Annotated in this window: 15 protein-coding genes; all 15 read left to right on the top strand. The window is 42.0% G+C overall.

All coding sequences use genetic code 11. The features are described 5' to 3' along the window. Positions 1-117: 117 nt before the first annotated feature. The 15 genes from hemA (at position 118) to D0S24_RS00425 (ending at position 13,294) form a co-directional block, all read left to right on the top strand. Positions 118-1,374, top strand: coding sequence for a glutamyl-tRNA reductase (gene hemA, locus D0S24_RS00495; protein ID WP_117017903.1), 1,257 nt, complete (start codon positions 118-120; stop codon positions 1,372-1,374). Further along, positions 1,371-2,282 (top strand): hydroxymethylbilane synthase, encoded by a 912-nt coding sequence (gene hemC / locus D0S24_RS00490; RefSeq protein WP_117017901.1) that lies wholly within the window; start codon positions 1,371-1,373, stop codon positions 2,280-2,282. Before hemA ends, hemC begins: the two co-directional genes overlap by 4 nt. Positions 2,283-2,320: 38 nt before the next feature. Beyond that, entirely contained in the window at positions 2,321-2,992 is a 672-nt protein-coding gene (locus tag D0S24_RS00485) for a uroporphyrinogen-III synthase (RefSeq protein ID WP_117018541.1), read from the top strand. Positions 2,993-3,074: 82 nt separating this feature from the next. Next, entirely contained in the window at positions 3,075-4,106 is a 1,032-nt protein-coding gene (hemE, locus tag D0S24_RS00480; RefSeq protein WP_117017900.1) for a uroporphyrinogen decarboxylase, read from the top strand. Positions 4,107-4,264: 158 nt separating this feature from the next. After that, positions 4,265-5,014, top strand: coding sequence for an EI24 domain-containing protein (locus tag D0S24_RS00475; protein ID WP_117017898.1), 750 nt, complete (start codon positions 4,265-4,267; stop codon positions 5,012-5,014). A gap of 152 nt (positions 5,015-5,166) precedes the next feature. Next, on the top strand, positions 5,167-5,757 hold the full coding sequence (locus tag D0S24_RS00470; RefSeq protein ID WP_117017897.1) for a transposase: 591 nt from the start codon (positions 5,167-5,169) through the stop codon (positions 5,755-5,757). Positions 5,758-5,849: 92 nt separating this feature from the next. Then, the gene (gene hemF / locus D0S24_RS00465) at positions 5,850-6,755 is read left to right on the top strand and encodes an oxygen-dependent coproporphyrinogen oxidase (RefSeq protein ID WP_117017896.1); all 906 of its coding nucleotides are present in this window, start codon (positions 5,850-5,852) and stop codon (positions 6,753-6,755) included. Positions 6,756-6,771: 16 nt separating this feature from the next. Next, positions 6,772-6,939: a hypothetical protein gene (locus D0S24_RS20965; protein ID WP_181937996.1), complete on the top strand. Its 168-nt coding sequence runs from the start codon at positions 6,772-6,774 to the stop codon at positions 6,937-6,939. A 33-nt stretch (positions 6,940-6,972) separates the two neighbouring features. Continuing rightward, complete coding sequence (locus D0S24_RS00460; protein WP_117017895.1) at positions 6,973-7,383, top strand: YchJ family protein; 411 nt, start codon at positions 6,973-6,975, stop codon at positions 7,381-7,383. Positions 7,384-7,457: 74 nt separating this feature from the next. Continuing rightward, a complete protein-coding gene (gene hemB, locus D0S24_RS00455; protein ID WP_117017893.1) occupies positions 7,458-8,432 on the top strand; it encodes a porphobilinogen synthase in 975 nt (324 codons plus the stop codon). Between the two features lie 54 nt (positions 8,433-8,486). Next, positions 8,487-8,999 (top strand): DinB family protein, encoded by a 513-nt coding sequence (locus tag D0S24_RS00450; RefSeq protein WP_117017892.1) that lies wholly within the window; start codon positions 8,487-8,489, stop codon positions 8,997-8,999. 127 nt (positions 9,000-9,126) lie between these two features. Next, positions 9,127-10,446, top strand: coding sequence for a serine hydrolase (locus D0S24_RS00445; protein WP_117017891.1), 1,320 nt, complete (start codon positions 9,127-9,129; stop codon positions 10,444-10,446). 47 nt (positions 10,447-10,493) lie between these two features. Further along, positions 10,494-11,615: a CNNM domain-containing protein gene (locus tag D0S24_RS00440; RefSeq protein ID WP_117017889.1), complete on the top strand. Its 1,122-nt coding sequence runs from the start codon at positions 10,494-10,496 to the stop codon at positions 11,613-11,615. Then, positions 11,616-12,089, top strand: coding sequence for a methylated-DNA--[protein]-cysteine S-methyltransferase (locus D0S24_RS00435; RefSeq protein ID WP_117017887.1), 474 nt, complete (start codon positions 11,616-11,618; stop codon positions 12,087-12,089). Between the two features lie 491 nt (positions 12,090-12,580). Continuing rightward, complete coding sequence (locus D0S24_RS00425) at positions 12,581-13,294, top strand: 3'-5' exonuclease (RefSeq protein ID WP_117017885.1); 714 nt, start codon at positions 12,581-12,583, stop codon at positions 13,292-13,294. The last annotated feature ends 23 nt before the right edge of the window (positions 13,295-13,317 follow it).

The raw sequence follows: 13,317 nt of genomic DNA, 5'->3' as shown, positions 1-13,317 counted from the left end.
CCAAGGGTTTTAACACCCAAAATAGCGTTAAAAAACCACAAACGATATTAATTGTTCTTCTAGCGTTATTTTTATAAGTAAGTTGCTCTTATTTTTGTCGCGCTCTCAAGAGTACATATGAAAGATTATCCTATTTACAAACATAATTCACTGTATACCATTGGCCTTAACTACAAAAAGGCAGATGCACAAGTGCGTGGTAAATTTAGCTTGGATGAAAATGCCTTGGATCGCATACTGGAACAGGCCAAGCATATAGGGATGGACGGTCTCTTGGTAACCTCAACCTGCAACCGTACCGAATTGCATGGATTTGCCCAGCATCCCTACCAGCTTATAAAATTATTGTGCGATAATACGCATGGCACAGTAGAAGAGTTCCAAGAAGTAGCCTATGTGTATAAAAATAATGACGCCATAAATCACCTTTTCAGGATGGGAACGGGCTTGGATAGCCAAATTTTAGGCGATTTCGAAATTATCAGTCAATTGCGTCAAAGCTTCAATCGATCAAAAAAACAGCAAATAGCCAACCCATTTTTAGAGCGTTTGTGCAACTCCGTGATCCAGGCCAGTAAAAGAATAAAGAACGAAACCAATATTTCTTCGGGTGCCACATCCGTAGCCTTTGCCTCGGTACAATATATCATAAATAATATTCCGGACATATCCGAAAAAAACATACTATTGTTCGGAACGGGAAAAATAGGCAGAAATACATGCGAGAATTTAATAAAGCACACCAAAAATTCGCACATTACCCTCATTAACCGTACCAAGGACAAGGCCGAGCAAATAGCGGGTAAATTTAATTTGATAGTCAAGAATTACGGGGACCTACAGACCGAAATCAGAAACACCGATGTACTTATAGTAGCTACCGGGGCACAATCGCCCACCATTTCCAAAGAGTTGATCTACACTAAAAAGCCTTTATTGATCCTGGACCTTTCCATTCCAAAAAATGTATCGGACAATGTAACGGATTTGGAAAATGTGACCGTAATACATTTGGACCATCTATCCCAAATGACGGACGACACCCTGGAAAAAAGAAAGGAATCCATCCCCCGGGCAGAAGCAATTATCGAAGAAGTAAAGGACGAATTTATAAAATGGCTGGACACTAGGAAGTTTGCCCCGGTTATTAAGGCCCTTAAGAAAAAATTAAAGACCATGAAGGACGAGGAATTGGATTTCCAAAGCAAAAAGCTTTCCAATTTCAATTCTTTACAGGCCGATATTGTTTCTGAACGCATTATTCAGAAAATCACCAAACAATTTGCCAATCATCTCAAGGATGCGGAAATAGACTCCGATACCAGTTTAGAGCTTATTCAACGGGTCTTTCAACTAGAAGTGGAGTCTAAATGAGTAAAAAAATTCGCATTGGCACCCGAGATAGTGAGTTGGCCCTCTGGCAAGCACATAAGGTTCGGGACCAATTGGAAAGCCTTGGCCATAGCACCCAGATCATTTCTGTAAAATCTACCGGAGATCTATTGTTGGACAAGCCCTTGTACGAGCTGGGTATCACCGGAATCTTTACCAAAACCTTGGATATCGCAATGATCAATGGCAGGGTGGACATTGCGGTTCATTCCATGAAGGATGTACCAACGAGACTTCCTAAAGGCATTGTTCAAAGCGCCGTTTTGCCCAGGGCAAGTACGGAAGATATTCTGGTCTATAAAGATCTGGATTTTTTAAAATCCAGCGGTACTATTGCTACCGGAAGCCTGCGCAGACAGGCACAATGGTTGAACAAATACCCTTCCCATAAGGTGGTAGACCTCAGGGGAAATGTAAACACCCGACTCCAAAAACTTCAGGACGGCCCATGGAACGGGGCCATATTTGCAAAGGCCGGTTTGGAACGTATAAAAGTCCTGCCCCATAACCATCTGGACCTGGATTGGATGGTTCCGGCACCGGCACAAGGGGCCATGGTAGTCGTTAGTATGGAAAACGATCCGGTTACAACGGAAGCAGTCCGCAAATTGAACCATGCCGCTACGGATATATGTACCCATGTAGAACGGGAATTTCTACAGGTATTGGAAGGGGGCTGCACCGCACCCATTGGTGCCCTGGCCCATATAGAAAAAGATAAGCTGCATTTTGAGGGAATATTGTTATCCTTGGACGGGACACAGAAATTATCGGTCAAAAAATCCATTCCCTTCCAAAATTATATCGGTTTTGGAAAGTTGTGCGCCCAGGAAATTTTGAACAATGGTGGATTGGAAATAATGATAAAAATAAAAAAGGACCTGGCTTAACCCCCTGCTCAACATCTAGAAACCAAAGCACAATGGGCATGACCATTCTATCCACAAAAATCCTGACCTCCTCCCAAAAATCCATGCTGGCCCAAGCCGACATACAGCTTGAAGATTATGATGCCATTAAGATCAACTACCTAAGGGTACAAATAGACCCCAATTTCAAAAATATTATTTTCACTAGCCAGAATACCGTAAAGGCCTTTCTAAAAATAATGGGTCCTAAAAACCTTAAAAACAATACTTATGCTGGCTTTTGCGTAGGTGAAAAAACAAAGTCCGCCTTGGAAAATAACGGTATTAAAGTCTTGGAAATGAACCATTATGGAGCAGAATTGGCCAAAATACTAGCTACTAAATACCAAAATGAATCTTTTCTGTTCCTGTGCGGTGATAAGCGCCGGAATGAAATTCCCACCTTTCTAACAAAACATAATGTGGAATTTAAGGAGCAGATAATATACCAAAATAATCCAAATCCCATTACCTTTATAACCCATTTTGACGGTATACTGTTTTTTAGTCCCAGTGGCATTGCAAGCTTTACCACCAAAAATAAGATGAGGAACAGTGTAGCCTTTTGCATTGGCACCACCACGGCCTCCGAAGCGCAAAAGCACACCAAAAAGATTATCATTGCCGAAAAACCAACGGTAGAAAGTGTCTTGGAAAAAGCGGTAGAATATAGTGAGTCCAACAAGATCTAAATATGGCCATTTTAACGGATATCCATAGTGAAATAATGGCACGGAAAACGTTTATATTTGGCACTAATTACAGCATTGAATTATGAGTATAAAAAACGATTTGTTCTTAAGAGCCTTAAAAGGGGAAACCGTAGAGCGCCCACCGGTCTGGATGATGCGTCAAGCAGGTAGATATTTACCGGAATTTATGGCCATTCGGGAGAAATACGACTTCTTTACCCGCTGTAGGACTCCGGAACTGGCCAGTGAAATTACGGTTCAGCCCATACGCAGATATGGTATGGATGCCGCTATTTTATTCAGTGATATTTTGGTGATCCCCCAGGCCATGAATATAGAGGTACAAATGAAATCCAATTTTGGACCGTACCTGCCAAAGCCCGTACAGGATCAAAAAGGGGTGGATGAAGTTATAGTCCCGGACGTGAATGTGGAATTGGGTTATGTAATGCAGGCCATAAAGGCCACCAAAGAGCTGCTGGACAACGACATCCCCTTGATCGGATTTGCAGGCTCCCCATGGACCATCCTTTGCTATGTGGTTCAAGGACAGGGAAGCAAGACCTTTGACAAGGCCAAGGAGTTTTGCTTTACCAATCCCGTGGCCGCCCATCAGCTTCTTCAAAAAATCACCGATACCACCATTGCATATCTCAAAGCCAAGGTAAAGGCCGGTGTAAATGCCTTGCAGGTTTTCGATTCTTGGGGAGGTATGTTATCACCAATGGATTATCAGGAATTCTCATTTAATTATATCCAGCAAATTATAGATGCCCTCAAAGAGGAGGCCCCGGTAATCGTCTTTGGCAAGGGATGTTGGTTTGCCCTTGGAGAAATGGCCAAATCGGGCGCTTCGGCACTGGGAGTGGATTGGACCTGCTCCGCCAGAAATGCACGCTATCTTTCCGGTGGCCAAATTACGCTGCAAGGTAACTTCGACCCTGCTAGATTATTGTCGCCCCCCGCGGTAATTAAAAAAATGGTCGGGCAAATGATCAATGAATTTGGAAAGGATAAATATATAGTAAATCTTGGCCATGGCATCTTGCCCAATGTTCCCTTGGACAATGCCAAGGCCTTTATAGATGCGGTAAAGGAGTATAGACTAAATTAGGGCGTATCCCTTTCTCCCTCTTTTCAGAGAAAAAGGGTCGCGCTTTCCGTTATATCTTTTATTTTTATGGAACTGTGGAATGGTTTATTTAAAAATCTTAACTGCGGTCCACAAAAATAAAAGGATGTCACTGCAATCGCTTACGCAAAACCAAAGGTATGATCAAGAATATACTTAGTGGTATCAAAGCCTATTCAGGCACTTTTAAGATTATCGCTAATTTGGGGCTCTGGAAATATTTTTGGATTCCCGTCCTTATCAGTTTAATAACCGCCACCCTCATTTTTACTTCGGCCTATGCCCTATCCGATAATATTGGCCAATTTCTTTCGCAATGGTGGGTTTGGGATTGGGGAAAAAACACCGTAGATAGCCTTAGTAGTGTCGTAGGCGGAATCCTAATTATTCTATTGGGCTTTATCTTGTACAAACACATAGTTATGGCGTTATCGGCACCTTTTATGGGCCCGGTCTCCGAAAAAATTGAAGCCCATCTATTAGGAAAACGAACACCCAACCCTAGAGACACTATCTTTATGGAACAACTCTGGCGCGGAATCCGTATCAACCTAAGAAATTTAAGTATGGAGATTTTGCTTACCCTCCCCATCATTTTAATAGGGCTGATACCCGTGATAGGGCTGCTATCCAGCATCCTCCTGTTTCTGGTTCAAGGGTATTATGCAGGGTTTGGCAATATGGACTATACCTTGGAACGACATTTTAAATATAATGAAAGCATAAATTTTGTAAGAAGACACAAAGGGGCGGCCATAGGCAACGGCATCATATTTACGCTATTTCTCTTTATCCCGGTAATAGGTGTTATTATGGTCTTACCTTTATCCGTAACGGCGGCCACTGTTAAGACGGTAGAACTATTGAAATTGGAAAAACAAATTGGATGACCCAGGACCTGCAAGGTTGAGCGGGCGGCAAGACCTCCAAGGTTTCCAAAACCCCAGGACCTGCAAGATGGAGCGGGCGGCAAGACCTGCAAGGTTTCCAAAACCTTGTAGGTCTAAGATGAGAAAAATTTGACCAACAGAAAAGAAACAAAATGAAACTGGAAAAACTCGAAAAGGATGGTTATTATCATATTTATAACCGAGGAATTAACAGTGGACATATCTTTAGGTCCAATGAGAATAAAAGCTACTTTCTAAGACTAATCAACAAATATCTATCGGACAAGGTTTCTATTCTTGCTTATTGTTTAATGGATAACCATTACCATATGGCAATTCAGGTAATAGAGGAAGACAAAAAAGTAGTGCAATCATTTTCCAATCTTTTCAATGCTTATGCCAAAGCTTTCAATAAGATGTACAATAGGACGGGCAGCCTTTTTGAAAAGCATTTTAAAAGAATTAGAGTTCAAGACACTCTTTATTTACGGAATCTTATTATCTATATAAATACGAATCCGGAATATCACAGAGTAATTAAAGATTATAAAACATACGAATATTCATCTTATCAGAATACTGTTTCCAATTCTAACGGCCCGGTATTAGTGCCGATTGCAAAAGAAGAAGTGATAAATCTTTTTGAGGATATTGAGAATTTTGAATATTTGCATCAACAAAAAAGGAATTTGGATTTGGATTTAACCTCATTAGATCTTGATTGGCAAGACCTGCAAGGTTAGGCAGCGGCATGACCTGCAAGGTTTGAAAAAACCCAAGACCTGCAAGGTTTCCAAAAACCTTGTAGGTCTAAGCACAGAAAAACGGAAAAAACATGAAAGATAAATTTTACGCATACATACAACTCCTACAGGATAGGATTACCGCAAAATTGGAAAAGGTGGACGGTAAAGCCGCGTTCAAAGAAGACCAATGGGAAAGACCTGAAGGCGGGGGAGGGCGATCCAGAATCATAGAGAATGGAGCGGTATTTGAAAAAGGCGGTGTAAACATCTCTGCCGTTCATGGAGCCCTGCCAAAAAGTATGCAAAACTATTTTGGTGTAAAGGATGTCGATTTTTTTGCCTGTGGCCTAAGTCTCGTCATTCACCCAAAAAACCCCATGGTCCCCACTGTGCATGCCAACTGGCGGTATTTTGAAATGTACGATAAGCATGGTAATATGGTAGACCAATGGTTTGGTGGCGGGCAGGACCTCACCCCCTACTACCTTTTTGATGAGGATGCCGAACACTTTCATAAGGTTTGCAAGCAGGCGTGCGACAAACATAATCCTGATTTCTATAAAACCTATAAGGCAAAGTGCGACGATTATTTCTGGAACACCCATAGGAACGAGGCGCGTGGTGTTGGAGGCTTATTTTACGATTATTGTAAAGCCACCGATAATATGGATATGGAAGATTGGTACAATTTTGAAACCGAAGTGGGCAATAGCTTCTTGGAGGCCTACATTCCTATCGTTGAAAAAAGAAAGGATCTGCCCTATACCAAAGAACAGCGGAATTGGCAGGAAATCCGTCGTGGCCGTTATGTAGAATTTAATCTGGTACATGACAAGGGCACCTTGTTCGGACTAAAGACCAATGGGAGAATAGAAAGTATCCTTATGAGCTTACCCCCCCATGTACAATGGGTGTATGATCATCATCCAGAAAAGGGAAGTGAGGAAGGGCGTTTATTGGAGGTACTTGCCAAACCTAAAGAATGGGTATATTAAACCTAATCATGGAATTATGGGTAAAAAAGGTAAAGAAAAAAATACGGCCAACAAGGCAAAACACACCAAACTCCTCAATAGAAAGAAAAACAAGCGTAAAAAAGAAAAGGAAACCCGTAAAGAGCGACTTAAAGCAATTATAACAAAACATCGGGAACAGGAGAAGAAGGAGGATAAGGATTAGTCATTATACGGCGCCCAGAGCCCTTGCTATAAAATGGAAAACAAAAATCAAAAGATTACGAACTGCCCCTGTGGATCCCATAAAACTTATTCCGATTGCTGCGGGAAGGCACATCAAAACCTCTCAGCCGTAACAACCGCCGAACAATTGATGCGTTCCCGTTATTCCGCCTTTGTGTTGGGCAATGGAAATTATTTAATGGTTAGTCACCACTCCTCTACCAGACGCATTGAGGAAAGGAAATCGATAGTAGCTTGGGCAAAATCCGTAAGCTGGATAAGGTTGGAAATCTTGGACCGTAAAAAAGGAGGAGCTAACGACCACAAGGGTACCGTTACTTTTAACGCTTACTTTTTTGAAAACGGCAAGGTGGATGTTATTCATGAAAAGTCGGAATTCGTAAAGGAAAACGGACTTTGGATGTATTTGGGCCTAGCAAAATAATGAAAGGATAACCAATTCAATTTATAAAATTTTGGACTTGTTCCTTTATCTTTGAATTTCAAAATAAACAGAAAATGTACCCATTAAGAAGAAATAGAAGACTGCGCACCAATGAATCTATTAGATCACTGGTTCGTGAAACCATTATCTCGCCGAACGACTTTCTAGTGCCACTTTTTATTGTGGAAGGCCAAGGGGTAAAGGAAGAAATTGCCTCCATGCCCAATTACTATCGCTTTAGCCTGGACTTATTGGAAAAAGAGGTCAAAGACCTATGGGCAATGGGCCTAAAAGCTGTACTTCTATTTGTTAAGGTCCCGGACCATTTAAAGGACAATGAAGGTAAGGAAGCGGTAAATCCCAAGGGCCTAATGCAAAGGGCCATTAAAACGGTCAAAAATGCCTGTCCCGAGATGTTGGTAATGACCGATGTTGCCTTGGACCCTTATTCCTCCTATGGCCATGACGGTATAGTGGCGGACGGACAGATCGTCAACGACGATACCGTAGAGGTATTGGCCAACATGAGTGTGAGCCATGCACAGGCAGGAGCCGATTTTGTAGCGCCCAGCGATATGATGGACGGTAGGATATTGAGCATTAGGGAAGCCTTGGAAGATGAAGGATTTATTGATACCGGAATTATGAGCTATAGTGCCAAATACGCCAGTGCCTTTTACGGGCCCTTCAGGGATGCTTTGGATTCCGCCCCAGGCTTTGGCGATAAAAAGACCTATCAAATGGATTATGCCAATAGGTTTGAAGCCATTAAGGAAACAGAAATGGACATTGATGAGGGCGCGGATATCGTTATGATAAAACCTGGGCTTTGCTATTTGGATATTGTAAGGGAAATAAAAAACGAAGTGGATGTTCCTGTTGCCGTTTACCAGGTTTCCGGGGAATATGCCATGGTGAAGGCCGCCGCCGAAAAAGGATGGCTAGACCACGATGCCGTTATGATGGAACAGTTGACCGCCATTAAAAGGGCAGGGGCCAATATCATTGCCAGCTATTTTGCCAAGGACGTGGTACGCCTATTGGGTTGATCCCTATTCTCGATTAGACCATAAACTACCCATTATATTTATTTGATATCAAAAATGAAAACAGTAATTTCTTTAATCCTTATACTTTGTATGTGGCCGGTACAATCCCAAGACCTGGTTATTCCCGCCTTTTTGGAAAAATGGGAAAACTCCAAAAGCTATTTGGTGGCCATTGCGGAAGCCATGCCGCCAGAGCAATATGATTTTAGACCTACTGAAAGACAAATGGGTTTTCAAGACCAATTGCTACATATAAAAAACAATATGGTATGGCTGGGCACCACCTATTTCAACGCCCAAGAATATAAAGGGAAAAGGGACGATAAATCCAAATTAACGAAGGAAGAAACCATACAACTCTTGGCTGAAGGATTTGACATGGTAAGTACCGCATTAAAAAATACCCCTACTACGGTACTTAAGGAAAAAGTGGCATTCTTCGCCGGTGATAAAATCAAATTGCAAATATTAAATCTCTTACAGGACCATGTAACCCATCACCGGGGACAATTAATCGTATATTTAAACCTCAATAATATTGAACCTCCAAAATACGTAGGTTGGTAACGGATCCATTATGAAATGAGCATGACCAAAATTTGGTCGCCAGCCCGAAAGATTCATTCTGGCGGGCAAACTCAAATGAAGATATGCGAATTACATATGACCACTAAAAAACAGTATATATCTACATATGAAAAAAAGAACTTTTATACCAATTGTTATACTTTTTAGCGTCCTTTTTATTTCCCAGGTTTTGGTTTCGCAACAAACCGATCCGGAAGTACTTGTATACGACGATCCGTCCGCTGTAGGAATGGATTCTATATTTATCCACTCCAAGGTAGATTCCATAATGACCTTTGCCATTAAGGAAGAGGCGTTCCCGGGAGCAACGGTTTTAGTGGCCAAGGACAATAAGATCATCTTTCACAAGGCCTATGGGTTCCATACCTATGACAGTGTTCAGCCCGTAGACCCCACGGATTTATATGACCTGGCATCAGTGACCAAAATTATGGGCCCCCTTCCAGCGCTGATGAAACTGCATGATGAAGGAAAATTCGATCTGGATGCGCCATTTAGCACCTTATGGCCCAAATGGAAGAACAGAAAGGATAAAAAGGACATTACGATAAGGGAAGTTTTTGCCCATCAAGCAGGCTTGGTACCTTATATTATTTTCCTTCAAGAGGTGATGAAAAAGAATGGTGCCGTAAAAAAGCGTTTTGTAAGACCCCTGCCTAATCATCGGTTTAACAGCAGGGCCTATGGGAATATCTATATCAGGGATAGGTTTAAAAACAAAATATACCGCCATATCAACAGATCAGAAGTATCGGACATAAAAAAATACAAATATTCCGGACTTACTTTTTTGTTGTATCCCGAGATCATATCCAGATTTACCCATACCGATTATGAAACCTATTTAACCATGAACTTTTATGCCCCATTGGGGGCCACCACTATGGGATTCAATCCCAAAACCAAAAACTATCCAAATAAAATAGTCCCCACAGAAATCGACACCTTGTTCAGACATGAACTCACCAAGGATTGGGTACATGACGAAAACGCGGCCCTAATGGGTGGGGTATCCGGAAATGCCGGCCTATTTGCCTCGGCCACGGATTTGGCAAAAATGATGCAGATGTACATGAATTATGGTAGTTATGGAGGCAAGCGATATTTGTCCGAGGCCACGGTAAAGGAATTTATCAACGTACAGTATCCAGAAAATGAAAACAGAAGGGGTCTCATATTTGATAAACCGGAACTAAATAACCAAGATCTGACCCTGGCCGATTCCTATCCTGCCCCTGGTGCCAGTCCCGAAAGTTTTGGGCATAGCGGGTTTACAGGAACATTTGTGTGGGCGGATCCGAAAACCCAATTGGTATATATTTTTCTATCCAATCGCGTTTATCCCAACAGGACCCATTCCAATATTTACAAGTTACATATTCGTTCCGCGGTACAGCAGGTGTTTTACGACGCTATTGTTAAATGATACTAGGATTTCCTATATTATTAGTACATTAGTATTTTATACTTTTTATGGGGTTACTTTTATTTTATGCACTCATATCCATCCTCGTATCCTTTCTTTGTTCCATTTTGGAAGCGGTATTGTTGAGTGTTCCGCAAACCTTTATCAATCTGAAGAAAAAGGAAGGCAAAACCTTTGCCTTGGAATTGGAAGTGTTAAAAAAAGATGTGGACAAGCCTCTTATAGCAATTCTTACCTTAAATACCATAGCCCATACCGTTGGTGCCATTTTGGTGGGGGTTCAAGCTAAAGTGGCGTACTCCGAACTATATGGCGATACCGAAAAAACGCTTCTTGGAATTCAGTTTACAGAGGCCGCTATGGTAGGATTGGTTTCGACCATCATGACCATTCTAATCTTGGTGACCTCGGAAATAATACCAAAGACCATAGGGGCTACCTACTGGAAACAATTGGCGCAAGCCTCTACAACGGCCTTGAAAATAATGGTGTGGACCCTGCGTTGGTCAGGAATTCTCTGGCTGCTGCAGCTATTCACCAGACTGGTCGGGAAAAAAGGAGTTCATGGCAGTGTATTTAGCCGGGAAGATTTTAGTGCCATGACCGATATCGCCCACGAGGAAGGTGTATTCCAAGAATCGGAATCCACCATAATTAGAAACCTGCTACACTTTAATGAAATTAATGTAAAGGACATCATGACCCCAAGGGCAGTGGTAAAAATTGCCTCAGAATCCGCTACCATCAAGGAGTTTTATAATGCCAACCCCAAAATGCCGTATTCCAGAATTCCCGTATTCAGTAAAAAAATGGATAATATCACAGGATTCGTCCTTAAGGACATGATCTTGGAGGAGATAATAAATAAAAATGGCAACGCACCGCTCTCCAGTATAAAAAGAGAAATATTGGTAAGCCACCGGCAAACCCCGATTCCTGAATTATTTGAAACCTTTATTTCCAAAAGGGAGCATATTGCCCTTGTTGTGGATGAATACGGTTCCATCAGCGGGGTGGTAACCATGGAAGACATATTGGAGACCTTATTGGGCCTCGAAATCATGGACGAAAGCGATAGTGTTGAAAATTTACAGCATTTGGCCCGTAAAAATTGGAAAGAGCGCGCCAAACGTTTGGGAATTATAGAAGAAAAAAGGAAAGACAAATAAGTGGAAACCGTATTCATAAATACACCGCTAGGCATCGCTAAGATTGAAGGCGATGAAAGGGGATTAACCTGCATCAGTGTCTTTGATAGTGAGGAACAGGTATCGGATATTGTTCCTGAATTACTTGAAGATGCAGTATATCAACTTAGGGAATATTTTGAAGGTACTAGAATGGAATTTAGCCTAACGCTCAACCCCGAAGGTACAGATTTTCAAAAAAAGGTTTGGCAGGCACTTCAACAAATACCGTATGGCAAAACAGTTTCCTACATGGAGCTGTCCAAAACCTTAGGCGATGTCAAAGCTATTAGGGCAGTGGCTTCGGCCAATGGCCAAAATCCGTTATGGATCGTTGTGCCATGCCATCGGGTCATAGGCAGCGACGGTTCCTTAACGGGATATGCCGGGGGGCTACATCGCAAAAAATGGCTTTTGGAACATGAAAGTCCCGTAAAGCAACAAACGCTTTTTTAATTTTTACTCGATAATCGAGATTTAAACCTGCCTGCCTGCGGCAGGCAGGTGCTCCGACGCTTGCCCGCCCGTGCCGTTCGGACGGGCCCGCCCGTGCCGTTCAGGCGGGCGTCGAAATCAAACTTAAATTTCCTTTCAATGCCTCGTGGACCTGCCTTTGTCGGCAGACAGACTTGCCCCGAGGTAATTTACTGACCCTGCGGTTTGTAGTGCATCCCTTGGAACCCTATTTCCGAACCATTGCTGTATTACATCAATAAAGGGGTGCTCTTCATGGAAGTATCCCGGATCTGTATCCGTGATTCGGGTTTGTTTACAAACCATCTGGCCCTTTAATGCCTAGTTGCCCATTTAAACGGCCATATAAAGAATTGACCCCACCAAAATGGTAAAGCCCCCTTCCCCGCACTTATAAATTTGTTTGTATCTTTATAATTACCGGTTCGTTTATCAAAATTGGAATCAAGCTCTAATGCCTTAATTAACTTTGGATGTTACATAAAATCAACTTGGAGCATATACTCTTTTTGGACATAGAAACAGTTCCTGAAGAAGCGCATTTTAATAAGCTGGACGACACCAAAAAAGAACTTTGGGAACATAAATCGTACTACCAGCGAAAAGATGAATTTACAGCCGAAGAATACTATGATCGGGCCGGAATTTGGGCAGAATTTGGAAAGATCATCACTATTTCCGTTGGCTATTTTAACTATAAAGGATCCCAGCGGACGTTTAGGGTTACTTCATTTTATGGGGAAGAACCTAAAATCCTGAAAGATTTTAAGAATTTATTGGATACCCATTTCAATCGTCCCCATCACCTATTGTGCGGACACAATGGGAAGGAATTCGATTTTCCATATATCGCCAGACGCATGATCATCAACAAGATAGATTTACCCAACAAGTTGAACCTTTATGGCAAAAAGCCCTGGGAAATAACTCATTTGGACACGATGGAGCTGTGGAAATTTGGAGACTACAAGCATTACACTTCCCTTAAGTTAATGGCCAATATCCTAGGCATTCCCTCTCCAAAGGAGGATATAGAGGGAAGCATGGTAAAGACCGTTTATTATGAGGATAATGACCTGGACCGCATTGTAAAGTATTGTGAATTGGACGTGGTCACCACGGCCCAGGTATTTTTACGCTTGCGAAATGATGAGCTATTGGAAGACAGTGAAATTAAACGGGTTTAAAACAGTTGTACTAGATAATTTTA

The organism is Arenibacter sp. P308M17, assembly GCF_003426735.1.
Taxonomy (GTDB): Bacteria; Bacteroidota; Bacteroidia; order Flavobacteriales; family Flavobacteriaceae; genus Arenibacter.
Note: the sequence above shows the minus strand (reverse complement) of the source record. Positions and strands in the feature narration are given on the sequence as shown.